24 protein-coding genes are annotated in these 26,237 nt (G+C 74.0%); 11 read left to right on the top strand and 13 right to left on the bottom strand.

Annotated elements, in window-relative coordinates; all coding sequences use genetic code 11:
- Window positions 1-35: 35 nt before the first annotated feature.
- The 3 genes from ACFUK0_RS25530 to ACFUK0_RS25520 are packed head-to-tail and all read left to right on the top strand — an operon-like array spanning window position 36 to window position 3,468.
- On the top strand, window positions 36-1,508 hold the full coding sequence (locus ACFUK0_RS25530; protein WP_380254058.1) for a class I adenylate-forming enzyme family protein: 1,473 nt from the start codon (window positions 36-38) through the stop codon (window positions 1,506-1,508).
- The gene (locus ACFUK0_RS25525; protein ID WP_380254056.1) at window positions 1,505-2,596 is read left to right on the top strand and encodes a cytochrome P450; all 1,092 of its coding nucleotides are present in this window, start codon (window positions 1,505-1,507) and stop codon (window positions 2,594-2,596) included. The genes ACFUK0_RS25530 and ACFUK0_RS25525 overlap by 4 nt, the downstream gene beginning before the upstream one ends.
- A complete protein-coding gene (locus ACFUK0_RS25520; protein WP_380254054.1) occupies window positions 2,587-3,468 on the top strand; it encodes an NAD-dependent epimerase/dehydratase family protein in 882 nt (293 codons plus the stop codon). The genes ACFUK0_RS25525 and ACFUK0_RS25520 overlap by 10 nt, the downstream gene beginning before the upstream one ends.
- A gap of 99 nt (window positions 3,469-3,567) precedes the next feature.
- Here ACFUK0_RS25520 and ACFUK0_RS25515 read toward each other — a convergent pair whose 3' ends face one another.
- The 3 genes from ACFUK0_RS25515 to ACFUK0_RS25505 form a co-directional block, all read right to left on the bottom strand.
- Window positions 3,568-3,768, bottom strand: a complete 201-nt coding sequence (locus ACFUK0_RS25515; RefSeq protein ID WP_380254052.1) for a DUF5326 family protein — start codon at window positions 3,766-3,768, stop codon at window positions 3,568-3,570.
- Window positions 3,769-3,940: 172 nt separating this feature from the next.
- Window positions 3,941-4,687 carry a thiaminase II gene (gene tenA / locus ACFUK0_RS25510; protein ID WP_380254050.1) on the bottom strand — a complete coding sequence of 249 codons (747 nt, stop codon included), beginning with the start codon at window positions 4,685-4,687 and terminating at the stop codon, window positions 3,941-3,943.
- A 187-nt stretch (window positions 4,688-4,874) separates the two neighbouring features.
- Window positions 4,875-5,192: a cupin domain-containing protein gene (locus ACFUK0_RS25505; RefSeq protein ID WP_380254048.1), complete on the bottom strand. Its 318-nt coding sequence runs from the start codon at window positions 5,190-5,192 to the stop codon at window positions 4,875-4,877.
- Between the two features lie 135 nt (window positions 5,193-5,327).
- On the opposite strand from ACFUK0_RS25505, the gene ACFUK0_RS25500 reads away from it, so the two are divergent.
- Window positions 5,328-5,699 carry a phage holin family protein gene (locus ACFUK0_RS25500; protein WP_380254046.1) on the top strand — a complete coding sequence of 124 codons (372 nt, stop codon included), beginning with the start codon at window positions 5,328-5,330 and terminating at the stop codon, window positions 5,697-5,699.
- A gap of 144 nt (window positions 5,700-5,843) precedes the next feature.
- On the opposite strand, the gene ACFUK0_RS25495 is transcribed toward ACFUK0_RS25500, so the two are convergent.
- Window positions 5,844-6,275, bottom strand: coding sequence for an SsgA family sporulation/cell division regulator (locus ACFUK0_RS25495; protein ID WP_380254044.1), 432 nt, complete (start codon window positions 6,273-6,275; stop codon window positions 5,844-5,846).
- A 324-nt stretch (window positions 6,276-6,599) separates the two neighbouring features.
- Window positions 6,600-7,424, bottom strand: a complete 825-nt coding sequence (locus tag ACFUK0_RS25490) for an IclR family transcriptional regulator (RefSeq protein WP_380254042.1) — start codon at window positions 7,422-7,424, stop codon at window positions 6,600-6,602.
- A gap of 327 nt (window positions 7,425-7,751) precedes the next feature.
- Between ACFUK0_RS25490 and ACFUK0_RS25485 the strand changes: the two genes are divergently transcribed.
- Window positions 7,752-8,276, top strand: coding sequence for an NUDIX domain-containing protein (locus ACFUK0_RS25485; protein ID WP_380254040.1), 525 nt, complete (start codon window positions 7,752-7,754; stop codon window positions 8,274-8,276).
- Between the two features lie 17 nt (window positions 8,277-8,293).
- Here ACFUK0_RS25485 and ACFUK0_RS25480 read toward each other — a convergent pair whose 3' ends face one another.
- The 4 genes from ACFUK0_RS25480 to pdhA all read right to left on the bottom strand — a co-directional run bounded on the left by ACFUK0_RS25480 (window position 8,294) and on the right by pdhA (window position 13,589).
- On the bottom strand, window positions 8,294-9,715 hold the full coding sequence (locus ACFUK0_RS25480; protein ID WP_380254038.1) for a globin domain-containing protein: 1,422 nt from the start codon (window positions 9,713-9,715) through the stop codon (window positions 8,294-8,296).
- A gap of 435 nt (window positions 9,716-10,150) precedes the next feature.
- Window positions 10,151-11,434 (bottom strand): dihydrolipoamide acetyltransferase family protein, encoded by a 1,284-nt coding sequence (locus ACFUK0_RS25475; protein ID WP_380254086.1) that lies wholly within the window; start codon window positions 11,432-11,434, stop codon window positions 10,151-10,153.
- Window positions 11,435-11,439: 5 nt separating this feature from the next.
- Window positions 11,440-12,438: an alpha-ketoacid dehydrogenase subunit beta gene (locus ACFUK0_RS25470; RefSeq protein ID WP_380254036.1), complete on the bottom strand. Its 999-nt coding sequence runs from the start codon at window positions 12,436-12,438 to the stop codon at window positions 11,440-11,442.
- Window positions 12,435-13,589 carry a pyruvate dehydrogenase (acetyl-transferring) E1 component subunit alpha gene (pdhA, locus tag ACFUK0_RS25465; protein WP_380254034.1) on the bottom strand — a complete coding sequence of 385 codons (1,155 nt, stop codon included), beginning with the start codon at window positions 13,587-13,589 and terminating at the stop codon, window positions 12,435-12,437. The genes ACFUK0_RS25470 and pdhA overlap by 4 nt, the downstream gene beginning before the upstream one ends.
- Window positions 13,590-13,803: 214 nt before the next feature.
- Here pdhA and ACFUK0_RS25460 point away from each other — a divergent pair, with 214 nt between their 5' ends.
- Window positions 13,804-14,286 carry an Lrp/AsnC family transcriptional regulator gene (locus ACFUK0_RS25460; protein ID WP_380254032.1) on the top strand — a complete coding sequence of 161 codons (483 nt, stop codon included), beginning with the start codon at window positions 13,804-13,806 and terminating at the stop codon, window positions 14,284-14,286.
- 47 nt (window positions 14,287-14,333) lie between these two features.
- Here ACFUK0_RS25460 and ACFUK0_RS25455 read toward each other — a convergent pair whose 3' ends face one another.
- On the bottom strand, window positions 14,334-14,918 hold the full coding sequence (locus ACFUK0_RS25455; RefSeq protein WP_380254030.1) for a TetR/AcrR family transcriptional regulator: 585 nt from the start codon (window positions 14,916-14,918) through the stop codon (window positions 14,334-14,336).
- Window positions 14,919-14,950: 32 nt separating this feature from the next.
- Entirely contained in the window at window positions 14,951-16,003 is a 1,053-nt protein-coding gene (locus ACFUK0_RS25450; protein WP_380254028.1) for a glycosyltransferase family 2 protein, read from the bottom strand.
- Window positions 16,004-16,201: 198 nt separating this feature from the next.
- Here ACFUK0_RS25450 and ACFUK0_RS25445 point away from each other — a divergent pair, with 198 nt between their 5' ends.
- From ACFUK0_RS25445 to paaN, 3 genes are all read left to right on the top strand, one after another.
- Complete coding sequence (locus ACFUK0_RS25445) at window positions 16,202-16,684, top strand: GtrA family protein (protein WP_380254027.1); 483 nt, start codon at window positions 16,202-16,204, stop codon at window positions 16,682-16,684.
- 85 nt (window positions 16,685-16,769) lie between these two features.
- Window positions 16,770-18,035 (top strand): glycosyltransferase family 39 protein, encoded by a 1,266-nt coding sequence (locus ACFUK0_RS25440; protein ID WP_380254026.1) that lies wholly within the window; start codon window positions 16,770-16,772, stop codon window positions 18,033-18,035.
- A 116-nt stretch (window positions 18,036-18,151) separates the two neighbouring features.
- Complete coding sequence (paaN, locus tag ACFUK0_RS25435; protein ID WP_380254024.1) at window positions 18,152-19,852, top strand: phenylacetic acid degradation protein PaaN; 1,701 nt, start codon at window positions 18,152-18,154, stop codon at window positions 19,850-19,852.
- 12 nt (window positions 19,853-19,864) lie between these two features.
- On the opposite strand, the gene ACFUK0_RS25430 is transcribed toward paaN, so the two are convergent.
- Complete coding sequence (locus tag ACFUK0_RS25430; protein ID WP_380254022.1) at window positions 19,865-21,133, bottom strand: glycosyltransferase; 1,269 nt, start codon at window positions 21,131-21,133, stop codon at window positions 19,865-19,867.
- Between the two features lie 99 nt (window positions 21,134-21,232).
- Between ACFUK0_RS25430 and ACFUK0_RS25425 the strand changes: the two genes are divergently transcribed.
- Entirely contained in the window at window positions 21,233-22,732 is a 1,500-nt protein-coding gene (locus tag ACFUK0_RS25425; RefSeq protein ID WP_380254020.1) for an FAD-dependent monooxygenase, read from the top strand.
- 22 nt (window positions 22,733-22,754) lie between these two features.
- Here the strand turns inward: ACFUK0_RS25425 and ACFUK0_RS25420 are convergent, their stop codons facing one another.
- Entirely contained in the window at window positions 22,755-23,378 is a 624-nt protein-coding gene (locus ACFUK0_RS25420; RefSeq protein WP_380254018.1) for a CGNR zinc finger domain-containing protein, read from the bottom strand.
- A 391-nt stretch (window positions 23,379-23,769) separates the two neighbouring features.
- On the opposite strand from ACFUK0_RS25420, the gene ACFUK0_RS25415 reads away from it, so the two are divergent.
- Window positions 23,770-26,184, top strand: a complete 2,415-nt coding sequence (locus ACFUK0_RS25415) for a protease pro-enzyme activation domain-containing protein (RefSeq protein ID WP_380254016.1) — start codon at window positions 23,770-23,772, stop codon at window positions 26,182-26,184.
- Window positions 26,185-26,237 lie beyond the last annotated feature (53 nt).

Here is a 26,237-nt window from a genome sequence, read left to right as displayed (position 1 = left end):
GGCCGCACAGCGAGCGCACCGAAAGGACCGACCCCGTGCTGGACACCCTCCTCCCGGCGCTGCGCGCCACCGCGGACCGCCCCGCCGCCCTGCGGCACACCCGGGCGGGCGCCGTCCGGGTGCAGATCCGCCGCGGCGAACTCGCCGACCTCACCGAGGCCTACGCCGCCGCGCTGCACCGGCGCGGCCTCACCGCGGGCGGCACCCTCGGCGTGGCCGTCCGCCCCGGCCCGCGCGCACTGGCCGTCCTGCTGGCCGCCCACCACCTGGGCCTGCGGATCGCGGTGCTCGACCCCACCGCGGGCCCGGACGTCCTGCGGGCCCGGCTGTCGCTGGCCCGGCCCGACCTGATCCTCGCGGACGCCGCCGCGCAGGCCGTGGCCGGCTGGGCCGGGCCGCTCGCCCGCCGCGCCCACCTCGCGCTGCCCCCGCTCGCCGACCTCGGGCCGGTGGCGACCCTGGGGCGGCGCTGGCCCGGAACCGCGCCCCGGCTGGCGGCCGCGGCGGGCGCCCGGCCGCCGAGGGCCGCCGACCCGGGGCCCGACGCGGACGCCGTGATCGTCTTCACTTCCGGCACCACGTCCAGCCCGCGCGCCGTCGTGCACAGCCGGGCCGGCCTGGCCGCCGGCCTGCGCACCGTCGCCGGACTCGTCCGCCCGCAGCCCGGGTCGACCGTCCTCGGCGGCACCTTCTTCGTCCTCGTCCCCGCCCTGGCGGCCGGCGCGACCGTCGCCCTGCCGGCCCGCACCCCCACCACGCTGGCCCGTCAGCTCCGCCGCCTGGCACCCGCCGAGACCTACCTGACGCCACCGCAGCTGCGCGCCGCACTGGCCGCCGGCGCCGGCTTCACCGGCCGGGTCTGGACGGGCTCCGCCCCGGCCGGCGCCGACCTGCTCGGCCGGGTCAAGCAGGCCGGCGCCGACCAGGCCTGGAGCGTGTACGCGCTGACCGAGCTCTTCCCCGCCGCAGCCGTCGAGGAGGCCGAGAAGGCCGCCTTCACCGGCGACGGCGACCTGGTGGGCCACCCGCTGCCGGGCGTGCGGGCACGGCTCTCCGACGGCGGCGAACTGCTGCTCACCGGGCCCGGCGCCCGCCACCGCTACCTGGGCGAGGAGCCCGACCCGTGGGTGCGCACCGGTGACCGGGCCACCCTCACCCCCGACGGCCGGATCGCCCTGGCCGGCCGCTGCAAGGACATGGTGCTGCGCCGGGCCGAGAACATCTACCCGGGCCTGTACGAACCCGCCCTGCACCTGCCCGGCGTGGAGCTGGCCGTGCTGGTCGGCGTGCCGGACGGGGACGGGGACGAACGCCTGGTCGCCCTCGTCCAGCCCCGTTCCGGCACCGACCACGCCCGGCTGCGCACCGCCCTCCAGGAGCCGCTCGCCCGGATGGGCAGCGCCCGCCCGGACGCCCTGCTGTTCGCCGACGTGCCGCTGGCCGGACGCTCCCGCAAGCCCGACCGCGGCGCCGCGTCCCGTCTCTGCGCGGCGGAGCTGTCCCGGTGACCGCCCCCTCCGCCCGGGCCGCCCGGCGCCGCGACCGGCGGGTCTACCTGCGCAGCCACCCCGCCCTGTTCGCCCTGCTCGCGGCGACCCGCCGCCGCCCCGTGCTGCGGATCGGCCGCACCGTGCTGGTGCACGGCCCGGACGCCTACCGCGAGGTGCTGACCCGCGTCCCCCTGGACCGCACCGCCGCCGGCACCACCGGCGGGGCCGCTGCCGGGCTCACCGACGGCGGGCTGCTCTTCGACCAGGACGGCGCGGGCCACCGGACCGCCCGCCGCCGGCTCGCCGCCGACCTCAACAGCACCGCGGTGGCCCGGCTGCGCCCGCTCTGGCAGGACGCGCTGGCCGCCCGGCTGGGCCCGCTCGACCACGGCGGCACGCTCGATCTCGTACCGCTCGCGGCCGAGTTGGCGGGGCTGACCACCGCCGCCCTGACCGGCAGCACGGCCGATCCGCTCACCCTGGCCGGGGCCGCCGCCGAGGCCGCGGCGGCCACCGCCCGCGACCACCTGCCGGGCCCGCGCCGGCCCGGCTCGTCGGCGGCCGCGAGCACGGCGGCGAGCGAGGCCGCCGGCCGGCTCACCGCCCTGCTCCCCGACAGCCTGGACGCGATGCTCGCGGTCGCGGCCGTCAACACCACGGTGGCCGCCCTGCCGCGCGCCGCCGCCTGGTGCGCCGACGCGGGCCTCTGGCACCGGCTCACGCCCGCCGCCGCGCCCGAACTCGCCTCAGAACTCCTCCGGTTGACCGCCGCCTCACCGATCCTGCCGCGCGTCGCCGCCGCCGGCGCCACGGTCGCCGGCTGTCCGATCGCCCGCGGCGACCGCCTCGTGCTGGTCGCCCGGCACGCCGCCGAGTCGCACCGCGACGCCCCCGCCGACCCGGCCGCCGCCGCGCAGGCCGTGTTCGGCGCCGGCCCGCACGCCTGCCCCGGGGCCGGTCTGGCCCGCGCCCTGCTCGCCGACTTCCTGCTGGCCCTCGCCCCGCACCGGCCGGTCGTCGTCCGGGCCCGGCCCGACCGCCGCTCCGCCCTGCCCGGCTGGGCCGAACTGCACGTCGCGAAGGGGGACGCACCGCGATGCGGATAGCCGTCACCGGCGCGAGCGGCTTCTGCGGCTCGGAGGTGGCCCGGTCGGCCGCCGCCCGGGGCGACGAGGTGCTCTGCGTGGGCCGCAGCCCCGGCCCGGTCGGCCGGCACATCCACTGGGACGCCACCGCCGGCCACCCCGATCTGGCCGGCGCCGACCTGGTGGTGCACTGCGCGGCCGCGGTCGGCGACCCGGCCCCGGGCTCCCCGGCCGAGGCCCTGCAGTACGCCGTGAACGTCGAGGGAACCGCCCGGCTGCTGGCGGCGGCGGCCGGCCGCCCGGTGGTCTGGGTGAGCAGCGCCAGCGTGTACGACCCGCGCCGGGACCGCTCACTCGTCCGCGAGGACCACCCCACCGCCGGCGGACACCTCAACGCGTACGGCCGCAGCAAGGCGGTGGGCGAGCGGCTCGCACTCGCGGCGGGCGCCGTCGTGCTGCGCCCGCGCGCGGTGTACGGACCGGGGGATCCGCACCTCCTGCCCCGGCTGCTGGAGCGGGTCAGGCACAGGCTGCTGCTGCTCCCGGGCCCGGACGTGCCGCTCAGCCTGACGGCCGTGCAGAACCTCGCCGACGCCTGCCTGGCCGCGGCCGGCTGGCCGCCCGGCGCCTACAACATCGCCGACGCCCACCCGTACCGGCGGGACGCGGCCGTCCGCCAGGTGCTGCGGTCGTCCGGCCGGAGCGTGCGGATCGGCCACCTGCCGGTGCGGCTCGCCGAACTGGCGGCCCGCACCGGCCGGCTGCCCGGCCTCACCCCGTACGCGGTCGACCAGCTGGCCCGCAGCGTCGTGCTGGACACCTCGCGGGCCCGCGCCACCGGCTGGCGGCCCCGCCGGGACCTCGGCTCCGGACTGCTACCGGCCGGCCGGTAGCCGGCGCAGCGACAGCCGGCGCAACGACAGGACGCCCGCACCCCGGCGAGGGGTGCGGGCGTCCTGTCCGGGCGTCAGCCCCGAACGTCGCTCCGGGCGTCAGCTCCGGGCGGCCTTCTTCACCAGGATCACCACGGCGGCGGCGATGCCGACCACCACCAGGGCCTTGACGAGCAGGCTGATCAGGGCGCCCACCACACCGAGCACGAACCACACGATGTTCCAGGCCAGCACCAGCACGATGATCGGGACGACGATGTTGCGCACCCAGGAGGGCAGCGACTTCCAGAGGTCAGCCATGTCCGTTCCTTCTCTCCCCTCGGGCCGGCTGCCTGTCTGGTTGCCGCATCCCGTCTGCTTCGGTACTTCGATCGTACGGGTGCCGAGCAGTGGGACGAAGGGGTCCCGGCCCCGAGAGAACCCGGAGATCACCCCGAGTCCGCCCCCCGGGGACGACCCCGGGAAACGGTGCTCAGACCGGCCAGGTCTCCCCGCGCCAGGCGGCGTCCCAGAACATCCACTCGTAGCGCGAGGTGGTGCCGAAGTGCTCGACCACCCGCCGCCGCTCGGCCGGCGAGATCTCCTCGCCGAGCCGGTCGGTCAGCGCCAGCACCCGGCGGACGACGGCCTGGAACGCCTCGTCGCCGTAGGTGGCGATCCACTTCGCGTAGAGCGGGTCGGGGGAGGACTTGGCGAGCAGCTGCTCGCCGACCCGGGCGTAGATCCAGTAGCAGGGCAGGACGGCGGCGACGGCCTCGGCGAACGATCCGCCGTAGACGGTCGCCAGCAGGTAGCTGGTGTACGCCCGGGTGGTCGGCAGGACGGGCTCGGCCGCGGCCTGCGCGGCGCTGTCGCCGAAGGCGTCCATGAACTCGGCGTGCATGCCCTGCTCGGCGGCGAGCGCGCCGACCGCGTCGTCGGCGAACGCCCGGACGTCCTCCTCCCCGGGCGCCTTGGCGGCGCAGACGGCGAGCGCGCGGGCGTAGTCGCGCAGGTAGTGCGAGTCCTGGACGACGAAGTGCCGGAAGGCGGCGCGCGGCAGCGTCCCGTCGGTGAGGCCGGCGAGGAAGGGGTGTTCGAGGATCTTCGCGTAGACCGGCTCGATCGACGCCCACAGCTCCTCGGTCAGGCCGGGCGCGGCCGGGCGGGCGTCGGTGCTGAGGGCGGAGGCCGAGGGGCCGGGGGTCGTGCCGGCGGGGGTCGTGGTGCTGGGGGTCATGAGGCTGCTCCCTCCCTGTCCCGGACGGGGAGGCTCCCCCGTCGCGGCCAGGTTCTGGCGGTCGGCGCGGCCGCCGGCCGCCGGCAGACCTGCCGTACGTGCCGTCCAGCGCCCTCTCAGCCCGCTGCCGCGGGCTCCCGCGGTGATCACGGATCGGTCCGGGCCCGACCCTACCCGGGCCGCCCCGTCAGTCCTCCGGCGGGGAGAACACCACCAGGACGCGCAGCTCCTCGGTGATGTGGTGGAAGCGGTGCGGCACCCCGGCCGGTACGTACACGACGGTGCCGCGGCCGACGGTGGTGGTCTCGGCGCCGACGGTCAGCTCGGCCCGGCCGCTGATCACCTGGTAGATCTCGTCCTGGGCGTGCGCGGTCTGCGGGTCGGTGTCGCCGGGGGAGAGCGCGTACAGCCCGGCGGACATCTGGCGCTCCTTCAGGAAGCGAAGGTACGCGCCCTCGTTGGCGGCGCGCTCCGCGTCGAGCTGGTCCAGCCGGAACACCTTCATCGGGGCTGCTCTCCTTGACTCCGGGGCCCTGCGGGCCGGCACGGGGGCGCCACCTGGCGCGGCGCCACCCGCATTCAACAACAACATGTCCCAGGGGAGCTTCCGCCCGCCCGACCGGCCTGCGACGATCGCGCCATGAAGGGTTTCGTCATCAAGACACTTATCAACGCGGCCGCCATCTGGGTGGCCGCCTGGATCGTCAGCGGGATCACCCTGTCGGGGACCGGCTGGGGCGACACGACGCTCACCGTGATCGCCGTCGCCCTGATCTTCGGGGTGGTGAACTGGCTGATCAAGCCGTTCGTGAAGCTGTTCTCGCTTCCTCTGTTCATCCTGACCCTCGGCCTGATCACCTTCGTGATCAACGCCCTGATGCTGTGGCTGACCTCGTGGGCCTCGGACAAGCTCGACCTGGACTTCCACGTGGACGGGTTCTGGGCGGCGCTGCTCGGCTCGCTGATCATCAGCCTGATCTCCTGGGGCCTCAGCCTGGCCCTCGACGACTGAGGCGGGCCGGCCCCGGGCCGGCGCCGAGGACGGCAACGCGATGGGGCCCACCACCGGTTCGGATACCGGTTGCGGGCCCCATTCGCGATTGCGTCACTCTCCGTCGACCGTCCGTCGTCCCCGCAGCACCGGCTGCGGCCCCGGTCAGCCCGCGTTGTTCTCGCACCCCCGGCTGAGGATGTCGGCGAGCTGCGCGTCCAGCTCGCCGCCGGTGAGCTCCTCGCCCATCGGCACCAGCCGGTCGGTGCGGGTCAGGAAGGCGATCAGCGGCGGCGCCGACGCCCGCAGCAGCGCGTCGCCCTCGGGCGAGTGCAGCACGATGCAGACGTCGGAGAGCTCCTCACCACCGATGGGGTGGATGTGCACATCGCCCTCGCCGGTCGGGCGGCTGATCCCGTCGAGCAGCAGCTCACGGGCGAAGACCCAGGTCACCGGCTCGTCACCGGGCAGGTGGAACGTGAAGCGGACCGCGTAGGGGTCGATGGGGTCGTACTCGAGATCGACCACGATGCGGAAGGAGAGCTCGTTCGAGACCACGAGGTTCATGACCACGTGGCCCTGGACTGTGCTGTGCATGCGCCAGTACCTCTCGTTCTGCCCGGCTGTGCGTGCTGACTGGTCCACCGATGGCCGGACAATGCAGTTCGCTGTGTAGGAACGGTGTGCCCCGGGTGGGCACTCCCCCGCCGTCGGCGGGTCCCCCGCCGGACGGCTGGGGGAGGGAGTGCGGCTGCGGACTCGGAAAAGTCCTGCCATTCCTGTTGTTTTCGCCTCGATCCCCCGTTCAAACCTCATCGTCCACGTTTGGGGAGGTAGTGGACAAGGTGTGCTTTTTCAAATGGTGAACGAGCACGAAGAGTGACCACCGCCGAGGAGTCGCGCCGCGGCTCCGGACGGCCGTCAGAGGGCGAACGAAGGCGACATGGCGCCGACCTTCACCCGCAGCTGGGCCGCCGCGGCCCGCAGCCGGCCCGTCTGCTCCAGCGGGAGCGACAGTGCCATGGTGGCCACCAGGGAGCCGACGGTGATCGGGACGGCCGCGCAGACCGTGCCCAGCGCGTACTGCTGGTGTTCGACCACCGGGACGGCCGGGCGGACGGCGGAGAGCAGCCGCAGGACGGCCGACGGGTCGGCGACGGTCGACGGGGTCAGCCCGACCGGCGGGTGGCGGTCCAGGTGGTCGCGCCGGGCCTCCTCGGAGAGCTGCCCGAGCAGGCACTGGCCGATCGCGTGGGCGTGCGCGGTGGCCCGCAGGTCGGCCCAGATCTCGACGGCCGGCTGGTTCGGGCCGGAGGCGACGTCCACCACCCGGACCTCGCCCTCCTCGTAGACGGCGAGGTAGACGGCCGCACCCAGCTCGTCCCGGAGCTGTTCCATCCGGGCCCGCAGGTCGCTCCGCTCCGCCTGCCGGTCCTCGGCCCGGCTGATTCCGTCGACGGAGTCGCCGTAGTAGAACTTGCCGTCGGCCCGGCGGAGGTAGCCCTCGTGGGTCAGGGTACGAAGGAGGTGGTACGTAGTACCCAGTGGAAGCCCGGCCGCGCGGGCGAGCTGTTTGGCGGTGGCGCCCTGCAGGAATCCCCCGACGGCTTCGAGCAGGCGCAGCGCACGCTGGACGGACGCGATCAGAGTGGGCTGCGCGTCCTTCTTCGGCGGTGCCTTCGGCGGGGCCGCCCGGGCCGCCCTGCCGATCCGGACGGTATTCGACGGCTCTGCGATCTGCTCCATGGCCACACCCAGCCCCCAGCCCGAGTCATTGCACAGGCGGACATGCGGAGTGCACAGCTCCGTTTTGCCCGATAGTCGCTCATTGCAGCACAGGGAGCGCCGTGCCGCAATTACTCTCATGCGTGTCACGACCCAAAAACCTTTGAATCAAAGGTTCAGCTCAAATATCAGCTTTGATATAAAACATCTGTGCGATGAATGCCTAAGCATTCAAGATCCACTGCTGTTTGTCCCCCTGCCCGAACGGACGCACCCGGGCAGCCGCGCGTTTCACCCCGCCCACCCTGCGGGAGACTCCCGCACAACGCTCCAGTCCCGGAGGTGGCCATGGCCAACCCGCCGCGTCCCGTCGTCAAGCGCACCGCCAGGGCGATCCTGCTGGAGCTCGACCCGGACGAGCCGCACGGGCCCGCCTCCATCGTCCTGATCAAACGGACCAGGCCGGGCAGCCACCCGTACTGGATCACCCCGGGCGGCGGCGTGGAGCCGGAGGACCGCACGGTGGTCGAGGCCCTGCACCGCGAGGTGGACGAGGAGCTCGGCGGCAAGGTCGTCGACGTCGTCCCCGCCTTCGTCGACACGGTGTCCCACGCGGAGCACAACGACGCCGCGCCCGCCCACCCGCACGGCGTCAAGGTGCAGCACTTCTTCGTCTGCCGGCTCGCCGCGATGGACCCGTCGCTGCGGCACGGGCCCGAGGTCGACGAGCCGCAGGGGGAGTACGAGATCGTCCGGCTGCCGTTCACCCGTGAAGGCGTCACCTCGGTCAACGTGGTGCCGCCGAGCCTGCGGGCGTACCTGGCCGCCAACATCGAGGGCGTCCGGGCGATGCTCGCCCCCGACCTCGGCTGAGGCGCGGCCCCGGCGGGCTACCCGCCCGCCAGGTCGCCGACCAGGTCGTGCCGGATCCGCTCCTGCGGCACCCCGGCCCGCAGCAGCACGCCCACCCCGCGCCGCACCATCGCGGGCGGGCCGCTCAGGTACGCCTCCCGGCCCGACCACGGACCGAACCTGGCCACCACCTCCGGCAGCTCGCCCGGCAGGGCCCCGCCCGGCCCGGGGCCGCCCCCGGCCGGGCCGCCCATGAACGCCCCCGGCCCCGACAGCACCGGGCGCACCGACAGCCAGGGGTTCCGCTGCGCGAACCGGCGCAGCGCCTCCAGCGCGTACAGCTCCGCCGCCTGCCGGGCCCCGTAGAACACCTCCACCGAGCGGCCGGCCGCGCCCCGCTCGGCGACCTCCTCCACCAGTGCGCAGACCGGCGCGATGCCGGTACCGCCGCCGAGGCAGAGCAGGTCGGCGCCGGCCTCGTGGTCCACCACCATCGAACCGGCGGGCGGCCCCAGCCGGAGCACGTCGCCGGGCGCCGCCCGGTGCACCAGCGCGTTGCTGACCCAGCCCGCCTGGACGGCCTTGACGTGGAAGGTCAGCAGCCCGTCCGGCCGGGGCGCCGACGCGAACGAGAAGTGCCGCCAGACCCGGGGCCACCAGGGCGTCTCCAGGGTCGTGTACTGCCCGGCCCGGAACGGGTACGCCTGGTCGGGGCGGACCGTGAGCACCGCGATGTCGCGGGTCCGCAGCTCGTGCGCCACCACCTCGCCCTGCCACCAGGGCGGCGCGCTCCTCGCGGCCCCCTCGGCCGCGTCGATCATGATCGTGGAGATCAGCCGGTACGCGCGCCGCCACGCCAGCTCGGTCTCGCCGTCCCAGCGGGCGCCCGCGAACCTGGCCAGCGCCGCCACCAGGCACTCCCCCACCGGGCCGTAGTGCCCGGCCAGCGTGCCGTACTTGCGGTGCCCCCGGCCCAGCGCGGTCAGGTACTCGGTCAGCCCGGCCGGGTCGTCCGCGCTGCGGGCGGCCTGCAGCAGGGCGCGGAACAGGCGGTCGCGCTGGACGTCCATGGCCGCCGGGAAGAGCGAGCGGACCTCGGGGTGGTGCAGGAAGATCAGCGCGTAGAAGTGCGCGGTGGCCTTGTCCGCGACCGGCTCGACGACCGCCAGACTGGCCCGGATCAGCGCGATGTCATGAGCGGTCGGCGGCAGCTCGGCGCCGTCGGCGACAACCGGCCCCGAGCCCGCCCGGGGCAGCGCCGGGGGCCCGGCCGGACCGGGCTCCCCGACCGCCGGCACCGACCAGGCCCGGCTCCAGTCGTCACCCGGGCCGGCCCAGTTGAGACCAGGCGCGTGGGTGAACAGCGGCTCCATCGCGGGCACCGGCCCGGCCGCCGGCGGCCCGGGCGGCGGCGCGGGCACCGCCGGCGGCTCGGCCGGCATCGCCGGGATCACGAGCACGGGCTCCGGTACGGGCTCAGGTACGGGAACGGGCGCCGGTGCGGGCGCCGGTGCGGGCACCCTCCCGGACTCCGCCTCCGCCTCCGCCTCCGCCTCCGGTTCCCGTTCCGGTTCCGGCTCCACCGCCGGCAGGCCCGGTACGGCCGAGGCAGCCGCCAATCCGTGCCCGGCCCGGACCAGGAGCGCCCTGCGCGACTTCACCGCAACTTGACGAGTACTCAAGAGAATCGTTTCGCCTCCGGCCGTCCCTGCACCACCTGGCTTTTCCCTGCTGAAGCCTTCGGTAGCGTGGCACGGGCGCACAGCTCATCCGACAAGTCACGCGAAAGCCCGGACACCCGGCCCGTCCACGCGCTACGCTCCCCCGACCTGTGACTGTCGCCCTGCGTGGCGGCCGCACCACGCAAGGCGACAGCCGGTGCGGCCGGGCGCGCCTCAGAGCTGGCGCACCAGCATCCCCGGCTGCTCGACGCAGTCCGCGACGAAGCGCAGGAACCCGCCCGCCGTGCCGCCGTCGCAGACCCGGTGGTCGAAGGTGAAGGACAGCTGGGTCACCTGACGGACGGCCAGAGCGCCCTCGTGCACCCACGGTCTGGCCACGATCCGGCCGACCCCGAGCATCGCCGCCTCGGGGTGGTTGAGCAGCGGGGTGGAGCCGTCCACGCCGAAGACGCCGTAGTTGTTCAGCGTGAACGTCCCGCCGGTGAGCTCGGCCGGGGTGAGCGCCCCGGTACGGGCGGCCTCCGTCAACCGGGTCAGCTCCGCGCCGAGTTCGCCGGTGTTCAGCAGGTGCGCGTCCCGGACGACCGGGACGACCAGGCCGCGCTCGCTCTGCGCCGCGAAGCCCAGGTGCACGGCGCTGTGCCGGCGCAGTGCGGTGGCGGCCCCGGAGGCGTCGCCCAGCACGCTCGCGTTCAGCTCCGGATACCGGGCCAGCGCGGCGGTGCAGATCCTGGCGAACAGCGCCAGCAGGCCGATCCTCGGCCCGTCGTGCCGGTTCACCTGCTCCCGCAGGGCGAGCAGTTCGGTGGCGTCGGCGTCGACCCAGCAGGTCGCCGCCGGGATCTCCCGGTGGCTGAGGGTCAGCTTGTCGGCGATCGTCCGGCGCAGGCCGCGCAGCGGTACGGCGCCGTCCTCCGCGGCGGCGGGCACGGCGGTTGCGGCGGGTGCGGCGGCGGCCGCCACCGCGCGGTCCACGTCGGCCCGCAGGATCAGGCCGTCGGGCCCGCTGCCGCGCAGTGCGGCCAGGTCGATGCCGTGCTCCCGGGCGCTGCGGCGGACGAGCGGCGAGATCACCGCGACGACGGCCGGAGCCACCGGAGCAGGTGCGACCACGGGGCCGCCGGCGGAGCCTGCCACCGGGGCACCGCCGGGCCTGATCCGGGCCCGCCGGGATCCCTTGCCGGACTCCGACGTCCCGTACCCCACCAGGACGTTGCCCGAGCGGGCCGGCTCCGGCGTGCTTCCCACCGCGGGCGAGACGGCGACGGTGACCAGCGCCGCCCCGACCGGCACCTCCTGCCCCGGCTCGCCGTACCGGGCGGTGACCACCCCGCCGTACGGGCAGGGGACTTCGACCACGGCCTTCGCCGTCTCCACCTCGACCACCGCCTGGTCGACGGCGATCACGTCGCCGACCTCGACCATCCAGCGGACCACCTCGGCCCCGGTCAGCCCCTCCCCGAGGTCGGGCAGGGTGAACTCGCGCACCACGGGCATCATCCTCAGTCCTCCCACTGCAGCCGGGCGACGGCGTCCAGGATCCGGTCCACGCCGGGCAGATGGTGGTGCTCCAGCATCGGCGGCGGGTACGGGATGTCGAAGCCGGTGACCCGCAGCACGGGGGCGGCCAGGTGGTGGAAGCAGTTCTCGGTGAGCCGGGCGGCGATCTCCGCGCCGGCCCCGCCGAACCCGCCCGCCTCGTGCACGACGACGGCCCGGCCGAGCGAGCGCACCACCCGGCAGGCCGTCTCCTGGTCGAACGGCACCAGGCTGCGCAGGTCCAGCACCGCGAGGTCCCAGCCCTCCGCCTTCGCCGCCTCGGCCGCCTCCAGGCAGACCGGCAGCGACGGGCCGTAGGTGACCAGCACGGCGGAGGTGCCGGTGCGCCGCAGCACCGCCCGTCCGATCGGCTCGACCGGCGCGGCCGGGTCGAACTCCTCCCGGCCCCAGTAGAGCCGCTTGGGCTCCAGGAAGACCACCGGGTCGTCGGAGGCGATCGAGGCCCGCAGCAGGCCGTACGCGTCGGCGACGGTGGCGGGCGTGACGACGTGCAGCCCGGGGGTGTGCGCGTAGTACGCCTCGGAGGAGTCGCTGTGGTGCTCGACGCCGCCGATCCCGCCGCCGTAGGGGATCCGGATGGTGATCGGCAGCGGCAGTCTCCCCGCCGTGCGGTTGCGCATCTTGGCGACGTGCGAGACGAGTTGCTCCATCGCCGGGTAGGCGAACGCGTCGAACTGCATCTCGACGACCGGGCGCAGCCCGTACATCGCCATGCCGACGGCGGTGCCGAGGATGCCGGCCTCGGCGAGCGGGGTGTCCAGGCAGCGGTCGGGGCCGAACTCGGCGGTCAGGCCGTCGGTGATCCGGAACACGCCGCCGAGCGCGCCGACGTCCTCGCCGAGCACGTGCACGGAGCCGTCCTCGCGCATGGCGTCCCGCAGCGCGGTGTTCAGGGCCTGGGCCATGGTCGACCCGGTACGGGCCGCGGTGGCGGTGCTCATGAGTGCCGCACCCCTGCCTCGGCCGCGCGCTCGGCCGCCAGCTCGGCGGACAGCTGGGCGGCCTGCTCGCGCAGCTGCTGGGTCGGCTCGGCGTAGACATGGGCGAACAGCGACATCGGGTCGAGTTCGGCGTCGGTGTGGAACTCGGCCCGCATCCGGGCGGCGAGCGCCTCGGCCTCCTCGGCCGCCGCCCGCACCAGCTCGTCGTCGAGCAGTCCGGCCGCACGCAGGTGGCGTTCCATCAGCAGGACGGGATCGCGCTCGCGCCAGGCGGCGACCTCGTCGTCCTCGCGGTAGCGGGTGGCGTCGTCCGCGTTGGTGTGCGCCTCCAGGCGGTAGGTGAGCGCCTCCACCAGGGTCGGGCCGCCGCCGGCCCGGGCCCGCTCGACGGCCTCGGTGAGCACCGAGTGGACGGCGGGCGCGTCGTTGCCGTCCACCAGGCGGCCGGGCATGCCGTAGCCGACGGCCTTGTGGGCCAGCGTCGGCGCCGCGGACTGCCGGGTGAGCGGTACGGAGATCGCGTAGCCGTTGTTCTGCACCAGGAAGACCACCGGGGCCTGGAGCACGGCGGCGAAGTTCAGCGCCTCGTGGAAGTCCCCCTCGCTGGTGCCGCCGTCGCCGAGCATGGCGAGTGCGACCAGCGGCTCGCCGCCGAGGCGGGCGGCGTGGGCCAGCCCGACGGCGTGCGGGGCCTGGGTGGCCAGCGGGGTGCAGAGCGGCGCCGTCCGGACGGCCCGCGGGTCGTAGCCGGTGTGGGCGTTGCCGCGCAGCAGGGTGAGCGCCTCCAGCGGGTCGACGCCCCGGGAGACCACCGCGAGGGTGTCGCGGTAGCTGGGGAACAGCCAGTCCGCGCGGCCCAGGGCCATCGCGGCGGCGACCTGGCAGGCCTCCTGGCCGGTCGAGGCCGGGTAGACGGCGAGCCGGCCCTGCTTGGTGAGGACGGTGGCCTGCTGGTTGTAGCGGCGGCCGACGACCAGGCGCCGGTACAGCTCGCGCAGCACCGCCGGGTCGTACGTGTCGAGGGCGGGGGTGCCGAGCACCCGTACGGGGGAGGCGTCCGGGAGCAGCGGCGCGGGGTCGGTGCGCGGGGCGGTGGCCCCGGGCAGCCAGCCCGGCACGGACGTGTGGTGTCTGTGATCGAGAACGGTCATCTCGGGCACCTCCAAGGGGTGGGGGAGGAGACTGCGATGGCAGCGGGTGGTGCCGTGCGCGCGAGGGTCTGCCACCTGGTCGGTGCGGTACTCCTCCCTACCGATTGTTCGGTCGTCTGTTCATTCTGACCACAGTCCCGGCGAAGTGGTGGACAATCGGCCGCCACGGGGGTCGACTGGAGGCAGCGCGTCCATAACCGAGGGGTGGGGGGCCATGTCCGCTGAACAGTTGTCCAGAGCCAAGGAGCCGCCCCCGGGGCTGGACCGGGTCGACCGCTCGATCCTGCGGCTGCTCCAGCAGGACGGCCGGGCGTCGATCCGCTCGGTCGCCGAGCGGGTGCACGTCTCCCGGGCGAACGCCTACGCGCGGATCTCGCGGATGGTGGACGACGGCGTCATCCGCGGCTTCACCGCCCGGGTCGACCACGAGCGGGCCGGGCAGGGCGCGTCCGCGTACATCACCCTGAAAATCGTCCAGAACTCCTGGCGGACGGTCCGCGACCAGCTGCTGGAGCTGCCCGGAGTGGCCCACATCGCACTGGTCGGCGGCGAGTTCGACGTCCTGCTGCTGGTGCACACCGCCGACAACCGGGCGCTGCGCGAGCTGGTCCTGGGACGCATCCAGTCGATCCCTCAGGTACTCGGCACCCAGACCCTGCTGGTCTTCGAGGAGCGCGACCGCGTCCCGCCGGACTGATCCCCGGGCACAGGCTCCCCGGGTCCGTGACCTGCGAGCGAGCCCGATCAGGCGGCCCGCAGGCCGTCGAAGGCCAGCCGCACCACGGCGTCCGCGACCCCGTCGGCGGCCTTGGTGCCGGGCCGGTACCACTCCACGATCGAGTTGATCATGCCGAAGAGCAGCCGGGTGGCGAGTCGCGGCTCGACGTCCGAGCGCAGCTCGCCGTCGGCGACGGCGGCCCGCACCAGCTCGGCGACCCGGTGGTCGAACTCCCGGCGACGCTCCAGTGCCCACTGCTCGGTGGCCGTGTTGCCGCGCACCCGCAGCAGCAGCGTCACGTACGGGAGCTCGGCGAGCAGCACCTCCGCCGTGCGGCGCACCACGTGCTCCAGCCGGGCGACGGCCGTGCCACCGGTCGCGGCCGGCTCGGCGAGGATGCCGAAGAGGCCGTCCAGGGCTCGCCCGACGGCGAGGCGGAGCAGTTCCTCCTTGCCGCGCACGTGGTGGTAGATGGACGACTTGGAGATTCCGGCGGCCCGGGAGAGGTCCTCCATCGAGGTGCCGTCATAGCCCCGCTCGTTGAACACGTCGACGGTCACCGCGAGCAACGACTCCACGGTGTAGGCGGTGCGGGTGGTGTGATCGGCCATCCTCCGAGTATCCCCGGCGGCCGTGCGACCGGTCAGGCCGGGGGGAGTTGCCCGCTCCTGGGCCGGGGCTCGGGCACCCGCTCGCCGCCGTCCGCCGCCGGGGCGGCCGCCGTCACGTCCACGACGGCCTGGGCCGGGCCCCGGCCGCTGTCGCCGGCGATGAAGTAGGTGGGCCGCTGCTGGACGGCGGTGTAGATCCGCCCGATGTACTCACCGAGCAGGCCGAAGCAGATCAGCTGCACGCCGCCGAGGAACAGCATCGCGGTGAACAGGGACGTCCAGCCCGGCACGGTGTTGCCGAGCGCGTAGGTGGTCAGGGTGAAGACCAGCATCGCCAGGCAGGTGAAGAAGCTGACGACGCCCAGCCAGGTGGCGAGGCGCAGCGGCGCGGCGGAGAAGCTGGTGATGCTGTCGATGGCGAGGCGGACCATCTTGCGCAGCGGGTACTTCGTCTCGCCGGCGGCGCGCTCGTCGCGGGTGTAGGTGACCTGGCCGCTGGGGAAGCCGAGCCAGGGCACCAGCAGCCGGTAGACCTGCTGCTGGTCGGGCAGGGTCTTGAGGGCGTCCACGGCCTCGCGGCTGAGCAGCCGGAAGTCGCCCGCGTGGGAGGGGACGTTCTTGCCGACCATCCGGCGCACCAGCCAGTAGTAGGCGCCGGCGGTGCGGCGCTTGAAGCCGGTGTCGGTGGAGCGGTCGGTGCGCACGCCGTAGACGATGTCCAGCTGCTGGGCGCGGGCGAGGTCCAGCATCTCGGGGATCTTCTCCGGCGGGTCCTGCAGGTCGGCGTCGATGCTGGCGACGTAGTCCCCGAGGGCGCTGTGCAGGCCCGCGGTGAGCGCGGCCTGGTGGCCGGAGTTGCGGCGCAGCCGGATGATCCGCAGCTGGGGCCAGTGCGCCCGCAGGTCCTCCAGCAGGGCGGCGGTCTTGTCCGCGCTGCCGTCGTCGACCGCGACCACCTCGTAGGAGGCACCGGTTCCGTCCAGGACCGGGCGCAGGCGGCCCACCAGCGCGGGGAGGACGTCCTCTTCGTTGTACATCGGGATGACGACGGAGAGCTCGGTCCGGTCGGGGTGCACAGCGGTCATCGGTTGTCCTGGCCCAGTGGAGGAGAGGTCGGGAGGGGTGCGGGTGCGGCGCCCGCACCTGCGGTTCCCAGGGCGGCCGTCCACGCCATACCGTAGACTGCGGCGATGCCGCCTGGGCGGTTTGCGGTCTGGAAATTCCTCGAATGGTGCAGACCAATCCTCCGATCCCGCTCCTCGACCCCGGGGTTCTCGCAGCCGATGCCGTCAGACTCCGCACCTGTCGCCGCCTCGCAGGAGCCGGCCGCCGCCCCGCCCGCGGCCCTCCGGGTCCGCCGGCAGCTGCCGGTGTTCGCGATCGTCGGCGCGGTCTGCACGGTCGCCTACCTCGGGCTGTACGCCCTCCTCCAGCCGGCCACCGGGCCGCAGGCCGCCAATCTGATCGCCCTGTTGGTCACCGCCGTCGGCAACACCGCCGCGAACCGCCGCTTCACCTTCAAGGTGCGGGGCACCCGGGGTGCGGCCCGGCACCAGTTGCAGGGCCTGGTGGTCTTCCTCGCCGGGCTGGCGCTGAGCAGCGGCGCGCTGGAGGTGGTCGACCGCACCGACCCGCAGGCTTCGTCCACGGTGGAGATCGGTGCGCTGGTGGCGGCGAACGTGGCGGCGACCATGCTGCGCTTCGTCCTGCTGCGCCTCTGGGTGTTCAAGGAGCCGGACGGGTCGGCCGGGCCCGCAGGCGGGTGAACCGGTGAGCCGGTCTCCCGGAGCTGGTCTGCACCAGTGCCCTAGACTCGGCGCACTATCGTCCTCGGCAGCAGGGTGGGGCCCAGTGAGCACGACACCGGCAGTCACCGCCGATGTGCCCGAGCAGCGCAGCGGTGAGGCGCCCGCGGCGCCGGACACCGTCCGTGAGCGCGCTCGCGCCCTGGTGGTCCGCTACGGCCCCGCGGTGTGGTGCTACACGCTGCTGAAGCTGGTCGGCTTCACGGTCTTCATGCGGCTGCTGCAGTTCTCCGGCGACTACCTGGAGAAGGACCACCGCTTCGGCGGCGGTGCCCAGCCGTGGGACGTGCTCGCCTCCTGGGACGGCTGGTGGTACCAGCAGGTCGCGCAGTTCGGCTACCACCCGCAGCTGATCGCCGTCCCCGGCGCCACCAGCGGGTTCATGATCGAGCAGAACTCGGCCGCGTTCTTCCCGCTCTACCCGGGGCTGATGCGGCTGGTCTCGGACGTCACCGGCCTCGGGCTGTACGGCGCCGGGATGCTGGTGTCGATCGTCGCCTCGCTGTTCGCCGCGGCCGGGATCTTCGCGGTGGCCGAACGGCTCGCGGGCACCCGGGCCGGCGTCATCGCGGCCGGCCTGTGGGCGGTCATCCCGGGCTCCGGCGCCGAGTGGGCGGTCTACTCCGACTCGACGTTCGTGGCGCTGGCCGCCTGGTCCTGCTACTGCGTGATGACCAGGCGGTGGATCGCGGCCGGCGTGATCACCCTGGTCGCGGGCCTCAACCGGCCGACCGCGGCGGCGCTGATCGCGGCCGTCGGCATCGCCGCCCTGCTCGACCTGTACCGCCGCGAGAGCGGGGTCCTGCGGCCGGTGGCCGCGATGCTGATGGCACCGCTGGGGCTGGTCGGCTACGTCGGCTGGGTCGGCTGGCGGATGGGCGACTGGGGCGGCTACTTCAAGCTCCAGCACGACGCCTGGCTGCACTACTTCGACTACGGCCTGACCAACTGGCACGCGATGCGCGGCGTGATGCTCGGCCGCTACGACTACCCGTTCGCGTACCCCGTCCCGGACATGCTGGCCGTCCTGATCGTGCTGGCCCTGCCGATCCTGATCGTGCTGATGCTGCGGCTGCGGCCGCCGGCCGTCCTGGTCGTCTACACCCTGGTCACGCTCGTCACGGTGCTCGGCAGCGCGCAGATCTTCGGGAACGTCTCCCGGTACCTGCTGCCGGTCTTCCCGCTGTTCGTGCCGCTGGCGATCGCGCTGCGCAAGCTGAGCTGGCCGGTGCTGGCCACGGTGCTCGGCTCGGCCGCGATCGCCTCGGGCTGGTTCGCGGGCTACATCCTCTTCGAACTCGGCGTGCCGTAGGCCGCACCCGGCGCCGCCCGCCCGCGGCCGCGAAACGGGATGCTCCGCCCTCTTGAGCCGACCGATCGTTCGGTTACTCTGTGACGTGTCCCGTCCGCCCCTCCGAGGAGCGCGCCATGGCTGCTGCGGTCACCCACCCCCTCGTCGCCGAACTCGTCGAACGCCACCAGGACACCCTGAGCCGGGCGCTCACCGCCATCACCGCCCGCGACTACTGGTCGCCCTACCCCGAATTCCCCAAGGCGTACGGGGAGAACGGCGCCGCCGAGGGCCGGGCCGCGTTCGAGGCCCTGCTCGGCAGGCCGTTCGACGTCGAGGGCCAGCCCACCGACGGCGACCTGGTCGCGGGCGAGGCCTCCCCGTACGGCATCGAACTGGGCGTCTCCTACCCGCACGCCGAGCCGGACGCCCTGATCGACGCGCTGGGCGCGGCCCGCCCCGCCTGGGCCGCCGCCGACCCGGCCGCCCGCGCCGCCGTCTGCCTGGAGATCCTGGCCCGGATCAACGCCCGCTCGCACGAGTTCGCCCACGCGGTGATGCACACCACCGGCCAGGCGTACGGGATGGCCTTCCAGGCCGGCGGCCCGCACGCCCAGGACCGCGGCCTGGAGGCCGTCGCGTACGCCTACGCCGAGCAGACCCGGCTGCCCCGCCGGGCCGGCTGGACGAAGCCGCAGGGCAAGCGCGAGCCGCTGGAGATGACCAAGGACTTCACCGTCGTACCGCGCGGCCTCGCGCTGCTGGTCGGCTGCAACACCTTCCCCACCTGGAACGGCTACCCCGGCCTGTTCGCCTCGCTGGCCACCGGCAACCCGGTGCTGGTCAAGCCGCACCCGCGGGCCGTCCTGCCGCTGGCGCTGACCGTCCGGGTCGCCCGCGAGGTGCTCGCCGAGACCGGCTTCGACCCCAACCTGGTCTGCCTCGCGGCCGAGCACGAGGGCGCGGCCGTCGCCAAGGTGCTGGCCGTGCGCCCCGAGGTGAAGCTGATCGACTACACCGGCTCCACCGCCTTCGGCGACTGGCTGGAGGACAACGCCCGCCAGGCCCAGGTGTACACCGAGAAGGCCGGCGTCAACACCGTCGTGGTCGACTCCACCGACGACTACAAGGGCATGCTGGCCAACCTGGCCTTCTCGCTGTCGCTGTACAGCGGCCAGATGTGCACCACCCCGCAGAACCTGCTGATCCCGCGCACCGGCGTCCGCACCGACCAGGGCGACAAGTCGTACGACCAGGTGGTCACCGACCTCGCGGCCGCCATCGAGGGCCTGCTCGCGGACGACGCCCGGGCCGCCGCCGTGCTCGGCGCCGTGGTCAACCCCGGAGTACTGCAGCGCACCGTGCAGGCCGCCGGCGGCGAGTTCGGCGAACTCGCCCTCGCCCCGCGGGCGGTCACCTCACCGGACTTCCCGGGCGCGACCGTCCGCACCCCCGCGCTGGTGAAGGCCGACGCCGACAAGCCGGACGACCGGGCCACCTTCCTCGCCGAGTGCTTCGGCCCGGTCTCCTTCGCGGTCGCCGTGGCGTCCACCGAGGCCGCCGTCGAGCTGCTGCGCGAGACCGTGAGGACCCGGGGCGCGATGACGGCCGCCGCCTACACCACCGACCCGGAGGTGGAGGCCGCGCTGGTCGGGGCCGCGCTGGACGCCGGGGTCTCGCTCTCGCTCAACCTCACCGGCGGCGTCTACGCCAACCAGACCGCCGCCTTCTCCGACCTGCACGGCACCGGCGCCAACCCGGCCGCCAACTCGGCCTACTGCGACGCGGCCTTCGTCGCGAACCGGTTCCGCACGGTCGAGGTCCGCCGCCACAGCTGACCTCCGGCGCCTTCAACCCCGGGCGGCCCGCCCGGGGTTGAAGACCCACACCCGCAGCAGCACGAACCGCACCAGGGTGGCCAGCGCGTTCGCCACCACCAGCGCGGCCAGCTCCGCGCCGTGCCGGGCCTGCGGTTGCAGCAGCCCCAGCAGGGCGATCGCACCGCTGCTCAGTCCCAGCCCGATCAGGAACGCGAGCCCGCCCTCGACCTGGTGCTTCAGCGCGTCCCGGCTGCCCGTCACGCCGAAGGTGAAGCGCCGGTTGAGAGCCGTGTTGGCCACCGCCGTCAGCCCCAGCGCCAGCGCGTTCGCGAGCAGTGCGGGCATCAGCTGACGCATCCCCAGGTACAGCAGCACGTACGCCAGCGTGGACAGCGTGCCGACCACCGCGAAGCTCGCCAACTGCCAGCCCAGGCCCGGCGGCAGCTGCGCCTGCTGCACCCGGGGCGGCACCGGCAGCCGGGTGGCGCCGGACAGGCTGCGGCGGGCCACCCGCGCCATGCCCTTCAGGTCGTCCAGGACGGTCCGGACGATGTCCACCCGGCTGTCCGGGTCGTCCACCCAGTCCACCGGCACCTCGTGGATCCGCAGGCCGGACCGCTCGGCCAGCAGCAGCAGTTCGGTGTCGAAGAACCAGGCGTTGTCCTCCACCTCGGACAGCAGCCGCTGCACCACGTCGGTGCGGGCCGCCTTGAAACCGCACTGCGCGTCCGAGAACTTCGCCGCCATGGTCGCCCGCAGCAGCACGTTGTACGTCCGCGAGATGAACTCCCGCTTGGGCCCGCGCACCACCGCCGAGCCGCGGTGCAGCCGGCTGCCGATCGCCAGGTCGCTGTGTCCGGACAGCAGCGGCGCGACCAGCGGCAGGAACGCCTCCAGACCGGTCGACAGGTCGACGTCCATGTACGCCACCACGTCCGCGTCGCTGTCGCCCCAGACCTGCCGCAGCGCCCGGCCGCGTCCCTTCAGATCCAGGTGGACGGCTCTGACCTGCGGAATCTCCTCGGCCAGGGCGGTCGCGACGGCCCAGGTGCCGTCGATGCTGGCGTTGTCCGCGACGGTGATCCGGTAGTCGTAGGGGAAGGTCTCGTCCAGGTAGGCGTGCAGCCGACGCACGCACCGCTCCAGCACGTGCTCCTCGTTGTAGACCGGGACGACCACCTCGACCAGCCTGGTCCTGACCCGCGAGGGCCCGACGGCTGCGGTGGGCACCCCGGAGAGGGAGTCGCCGGAGATCGGGCCGGCGGCGCGGACGGTCTCGGATGTTGCGGGCTGAGTCATGATTCGGAGATTCACAGGCCACGATGGGCCCGCGATGATGGGAGTCTGAGAGCGGGCTGAGAACTCGTTCCCACCCTCACCCCCATCGGGAGTTGACGTATGACCGAGAAGCAGCAGAGTTCCGACGTCCTGATCGTCGGAGCAGGACCGACCGGGCTCCTGCTGGCCGGTGACCTGGCCACCGCCGGAGTGCGGGTGACGGTGCTGGAGAAGCGCGCCGGCGAGTCCGACCTGACCAGGGCGTTCACCGTGCACGCCCGCACGCTCGAACAGTTCGACGCCCGGGGCCTGGCCGACGAACTGATCGCCACCGGCAGCCCGCTGTCCTCGCTGCGACTCTTCGGCCGGCTGCGGATCGAACTGGGCGGCCTGCCGACGCGCTTCCCGTTCGTCCTGATCACCCCGCAGTCCCACACCGAACGGCTGCTCCAGGAGCGGGCGCTGAAGGCCGGTGCGACGATCCTGCGCGGCACCGAGGTGACCGGCCTGCGGCAGGACGCCGAGGGCGTCCGGGTCGAGGCCGGCGAGGGCGCCGCCGCCGTCGTCCACCGGGCCCGGTACGTGGTCGGCGCCGACGGCGTCCACAGCACCGTCCGCGACCTGCTCGGCATCCCGTTCCCCGGCGAGTCCGTGGTGGACTCCGTGCTGCTGGCGGACGTCCGGCTGGAGCGCACGCCGGACGAGGTGCTCACCGTCGGGGCCAACGAGAACGGCTTCGCGTTCCTCGCCCCGTTCGGCGACGGCTGGTACCGGGTGATCGCCTGGGACCGCTCCCGCCGGCTCTCCGACAGCGCGCCGACCAGCCTGAGCGAGATCTCCGACATCACCCGCCGCGCCCTCGGCGAGGACTACGGGCTGCACGACGCCCGCTGGATGTCCCGCTTCCACAGTGACGAACGCCAGGCCCCCAACTACCGCTCCGGCCGGGTCTTCCTGGCCGGCGACGCCGCGCACTGCCACTCCCCGGCCGGCGGCCAGGGCATGAACACCGGCCTCCAGGACGCCGCCAACCTGTCCTGGAAGCTCGTCGCCGCCGTCCACGGCTGGGCCCCCGACGCCCTGCTCGACACCTACCAGACCGAGCGGCACCCGGTCGGCCGGGCCGTCCTGCGCGCCTCCGGCGCCCTCGTCCGGCTCGCCCTGGCCCGCTCGGCGCCCACCCGGGCGCTGCGCTCCGCCCTGACCGCCTTCGCCGACAGCCTCGGCCCGGTCGCCGCCCAGGGCGCCCGGACGGTCTCCGGGCTCGGCATCCGGTACCCGGCGGCGAAGGACGCCCACCCGCTGGCCGGGCGGCGCATTCCCGACCTCCGGCTCACCGGCCTGCACCCGGCCGGCGAGCAGCCGGGCGGCCCGGGCCGGCTCTACGAGGCCCTGCGCGCGGGGAGGTTCGTCCTGGTCAGCAACGACGAGCTGTCCGCCGCCGACCCGTGGGCCGACCGCGTGGTCACCGCCGCCCCGGCCGACCCGCACGGCAAACTGCGCGACACCGTCCTGCTGGTGCGCCCGGACGGGTACGCCGCCTGGGCCGCCGTCGACCCGAGCCGGGGCGAACTGCGCGCCGCGCTGGCGCAGTGGCTGGGCTCGCCGTCGGACGGCTGACGCCGGCGGGCGGGCCGGGGCGTCAGCCCTTGGCCCGCTCGTAGTGCCGGGCGGCCTTCGCCCGGTTCCCGCACGCGGCCATCGAGCACCACCGGCGGCGGCCGTTCTGCGAGGTGTCGAAGAAGTACAGGATGCAGGTGTGGCCGGCGCACTGCTTGATCCGGTGCGGCCCCTGCCGGAGCAGGTCGAGGCAGTCGGCGGCGGCCAGCCACCCGGCCAGCCACTCGGGCCCGTCCACCTCGACGCTCTCCTGCGGCCCGGCCGCGCCCAGCTCGCGGCGGATCCGGCCCCGGCGCAGCACGTCGTTCAGCGCGGCCGTCGCCCCGGGGTCAGGTACGGGGGGCCCGCCGGGGCCCTGCCCGGGCTGGTGGGCGACGAGCGGCCCGAGGAGCGCCGCCAGTGCGCTGCGGGCGGCGAGGGTGGCCGCCAGGCCCGCCTCGTCGGCCGGGCAGCGGTCGGCGAGGCCTGCGGAGGCGAGCCAGATCCGGTAGCCGTCCAGGCCGGTGAGCAGGTCGTTCACGGGGCTGGACCAGCGGGTGTTCAGCAGGTCGAGGGAGAGCGGCTCGCCGGTCAGCGGGCGGGGGTCGTGGAGCCCGGCCGGCCGCGCCTCGCCGGGCGTGCTGCTGGTACTGCCGGTGCCGCTCATCGGTCTCCCCTCGGATACCGCCCAGTCTAACGCCGCTCCCGGCATACCCGTCGGGCCAATTCCCGGGCCGTCACCGAATGGGCCGCGGACGGGCCGTGCCGGGAATTCCGCCCGACGGGGAACGGCTGCGAGGGAGACGGGCAGCAACAATTCAGCGGGCCTTCACAACCACGGCCCAGCAGGCCGGATGACGCCGGACCAGGCATTCACTGAATGAATTTCAGCCCATTCTGTGAGTGGATTCCTTTCCACACTTGACTGTTCTTTAGTAATGAATTGCTCGGCCATGAGCCAATTCCCGCGCGGTTTCTGCGATGTTCTAGCAAGCGTTTTCGACCCCGGAACGCCCTAGCCCCTGCCGGCCCCCACATGCCGGCCAGAGGAGGACCTCGTGCGCCCCCGCCCGCTCGCCCTAGCCGCAGCCCTCGCCGTCCTGCCGCTGACCGCCGTCTCGCTGGGAGTCACCGCCGCCCAGGCCGCGCCCGCACCCAACGCCACCGCCCGGGTCGCCCTGCCCGGCACCGTCACCCCGGCGGTGGCCCGCTCCGAGAAGAAGGGCGACGTGCCCGCCGCCCAGCAGCTCTCGGTCGCCGTCAGCCTCAGGCTCCGCAACACCGCCGAGCTGGACCGCTTCCTGGCGGCCGTCGCCACCCCGGGCAGCACCGAGTACGGCCGGTACCTGACGCCGGCCCAGTTCAACGCGCAGTACGGCCCGACCCCGGCCGCCGTCGAGCAGGTGAAGGCCTTCCTCACGTCCCAGGGGCTCACCGTCGCGGGCGTCAGCGACAACCGCCAGGTGGTGAACGCGCAGGGCAGCGCCGAGCAGATCGCCAAGGCCTTCGGCACGCACGAGAGCGCCTACCTGGACCCGCAGCAGCAGCGGACGTTCTTCGCGAACGACGCGGCCGCCTCGGTGCCGGCCGACCTCGCGGACATCGTCCAGGGCGTCTCCGGCCTGAACAACCACACCGTCCGCACCACCCGCCTGAGCAAGCCCCAGAGCACCACCCCGAACGCCGCCCCGAACGCGACCCCCAGCGGTTTCGGCCCGAGCCAGTACAACGGCGCCTACAAGCTCAACGCGCTGGGCGCGGACGGCACCGGCTCGACGGTCGCGCTCTGGGAGTTCGACGGGTACAAGGCCGCCGACCTGAAGACCTACGACACTCAGTTCGGCCTCTCCGGCCCGGCCGTCACAACGGTCCCGGTGGACGGCGCGAACTACGACTCGGCGCCCGGCGACGGCCAGGGCGAGGTCGAGCTGGACAGCGAGATCGTGCGCGGTGTCGCGCCGAAGGCGACCCAGCTGGTCTACGAGGCCCCGAACAGCGACCAGGGCGAGATCGACATGGCCGCCAAGATCGTCGCGGACAACCGGGTCTCGGTCATCTCGATCTCGTGGGGCTCCTGCGAGCCCGACACCACCGCCTCCTCGATGACGGCGGTCGACAACTCCTTCAAGCAGGCCGCCGCGCAGGGCATCTCGGTCTTCTCGGCGTCCGGCGACGACGGCTCGCGCGACTGCACCCGCTCCACCAGCGGCTCGACCGTCAAGGCCGTGGACTTCCCGGCGTCCAGCCCGCACCAGACCGGCGTCGGCGGCACCAACCTCAAGGTGTCCGGCACCGCGTACTCCTCGGAGAGCGCCTGGAGCACGGCGGGCGGCGGCGTCTCCACCGTGTTCGCCAAGCCGTCCTGGCAGACCGGCACCGGCGTCACCGGCACCATGCGTACCGTCCCGGACGTCGCGTCCAACGCGGACCCGGCGAGCGGCTTCGCGATCTACACCACCGGCGGGTGGCAGGTCTACGGCGGCACCAGCGCCGCCGCGCCGCTGTGGTCCGGCTACACCGCGCTGTTCAACCAGAAGGCGAAGGCCGCCGCCAAGCCCGTCCTCGGCGAGGCGAGCCCGAAGCTGTACACGGTGGCGAACAGCACCTCGTACGGCACCACCTTCCACGACACCACCACCGGCAAGAACCAGGACTTCTCCACCAAGGCCGGCTACGACCAGGTCACCGGCTGGGGCACCCCGATAGCCGACGCGCTGAGCACCGCGCTGCTCGGCGGCACCCAGACCGGCAACACCGTGACGGTCACCGCTCCGGCCAACCAGAGCACCCCGACCGGCACCGCCGTCAGCCTGCAGATCAGTGCCACGGACAGCGCCGCCGGCCAGACGCTCACGTACAGCGCCACCGGCCTGCCGGCCGGCCTGTCGGTCAACTCCGCGACCGGCCTGATCACCGGCACCCCGACCACGGCCGGCAGCTCCACCGTCACCGTGACGGCCAGGGACACCACCAACGCCACCGGCTCCGCCTCGTTCACCTGGACGGTCGGCAGCACCGGCTGCACTCCGGCGCAGCTGCTCGGCAACGCGGGCTTCGAGACCGGCGCCGCCGCGCCGTGGACGGCCTCGACCGGCATCGTCGACAACGGCTCGGGCGAGGCCGCGCACGCGGGCTCCTGGAAGGCCTGGCTGGACGGCTACGGCTCGACCCACACCGACACGCTGTCGCAGACCGTCACCATCCCGGCGGGCTGCAAGGCGGTGTTCTCCTTCTGGGTGCACGTCGACACCGCCGAGACCGGCAGCACCGCCTACGACAGGCTGACCGTCCAGGCCGGGTCCAGCACGCTGGCCACCTACTCCAACGCCAACGCGGCCACCGGCTTCGTCCAGAAGTCCTTCGACCTGTCGGCGTACGCCGGCCAGACGGTGACGCTGAAGTTCACCGGCACCGAGGACTCCTCGCTGCAGACCAGCTTCGTCGTCGACGACGCCGCGGTCAGTACCTCCTGACCCTTGCTCCCCTCACGTGACGTCACCGCCGGGGCGGGCCTTCGGGCTCGCCC

It is taken from the genome of Kitasatospora sp. NPDC057223 (assembly GCF_042669755.1).
Lineage (GTDB): Bacteria > Actinomycetota > Actinomycetes > Streptomycetales > Streptomycetaceae > Kitasatospora.
Note: the sequence above shows the minus strand (reverse complement) of the source record. Positions and strands in the feature narration are given on the sequence as shown.

What these genes read in the sequence shown, in the direction of transcription:
- ACFUK0_RS25520 (WP_380254054.1), top strand. Translation starts at nt 2,587, where the DNA reads ATGCGGATAGCCGTCACCGGCGCGAGCGGCTTCTGCGGCTCGGAGGTG.
- ACFUK0_RS25515 (WP_380254052.1), bottom strand. Translation starts at nt 3,768, where the DNA reads ATGGCTGACCTCTGGAAGTCGCTGCCCTCCTGGGTGCGCAACATCGTC.
- tenA (WP_380254050.1), bottom strand. Translation starts at nt 4,687, where the DNA reads ATGACCCCCAGCACCACGACCCCCGCCGGCACGACCCCCGGCCCCTCG.
- ACFUK0_RS25505 (WP_380254048.1), bottom strand. Translation starts at nt 5,192, where the DNA reads ATGAAGGTGTTCCGGCTGGACCAGCTCGACGCGGAGCGCGCCGCCAAC.
- ACFUK0_RS25500 (WP_380254046.1), top strand. Translation starts at nt 5,328, where the DNA reads ATGAAGGGTTTCGTCATCAAGACACTTATCAACGCGGCCGCCATCTGG.
- ACFUK0_RS25495 (WP_380254044.1), bottom strand. Translation starts at nt 6,275, where the DNA reads ATGCACAGCACAGTCCAGGGCCACGTGGTCATGAACCTCGTGGTCTCG.
- ACFUK0_RS25490 (WP_380254042.1), bottom strand. Translation starts at nt 7,424, where the DNA reads ATGGAGCAGATCGCAGAGCCGTCGAATACCGTCCGGATCGGCAGGGCG.
- ACFUK0_RS25485 (WP_380254040.1), top strand. Translation starts at nt 7,752, where the DNA reads ATGGCCAACCCGCCGCGTCCCGTCGTCAAGCGCACCGCCAGGGCGATC.
- ACFUK0_RS25475 (WP_380254086.1), bottom strand. Translation starts at nt 11,434, where the DNA reads ATGCCCGTGGTGCGCGAGTTCACCCTGCCCGACCTCGGGGAGGGGCTG.
- ACFUK0_RS25470 (WP_380254036.1), bottom strand. Translation starts at nt 12,438, where the DNA reads ATGAGCACCGCCACCGCGGCCCGTACCGGGTCGACCATGGCCCAGGCC.
- pdhA (WP_380254034.1), bottom strand. Translation starts at nt 13,589, where the DNA reads ATGACCGTTCTCGATCACAGACACCACACGTCCGTGCCGGGCTGGCTG.
- ACFUK0_RS25460 (WP_380254032.1), top strand. Translation starts at nt 13,804, where the DNA reads ATGTCCGCTGAACAGTTGTCCAGAGCCAAGGAGCCGCCCCCGGGGCTG.
- ACFUK0_RS25455 (WP_380254030.1), bottom strand. Translation starts at nt 14,918, where the DNA reads ATGGCCGATCACACCACCCGCACCGCCTACACCGTGGAGTCGTTGCTC.
- ACFUK0_RS25450 (WP_380254028.1), bottom strand. Translation starts at nt 16,003, where the DNA reads ATGACCGCTGTGCACCCCGACCGGACCGAGCTCTCCGTCGTCATCCCG.
- ACFUK0_RS25445 (WP_380254027.1), top strand. Translation starts at nt 16,202, where the DNA reads ATGCCGTCAGACTCCGCACCTGTCGCCGCCTCGCAGGAGCCGGCCGCC.
- paaN (WP_380254024.1), top strand. Translation starts at nt 18,152, where the DNA reads ATGGCTGCTGCGGTCACCCACCCCCTCGTCGCCGAACTCGTCGAACGC.
- ACFUK0_RS25430 (WP_380254022.1), bottom strand. Translation starts at nt 21,133, where the DNA reads ATGACTCAGCCCGCAACATCCGAGACCGTCCGCGCCGCCGGCCCGATC.
- ACFUK0_RS25425 (WP_380254020.1), top strand. Translation starts at nt 21,233, where the DNA reads ATGACCGAGAAGCAGCAGAGTTCCGACGTCCTGATCGTCGGAGCAGGA.
- ACFUK0_RS25420 (WP_380254018.1), bottom strand. Translation starts at nt 23,378, where the DNA reads ATGAGCGGCACCGGCAGTACCAGCAGCACGCCCGGCGAGGCGCGGCCG.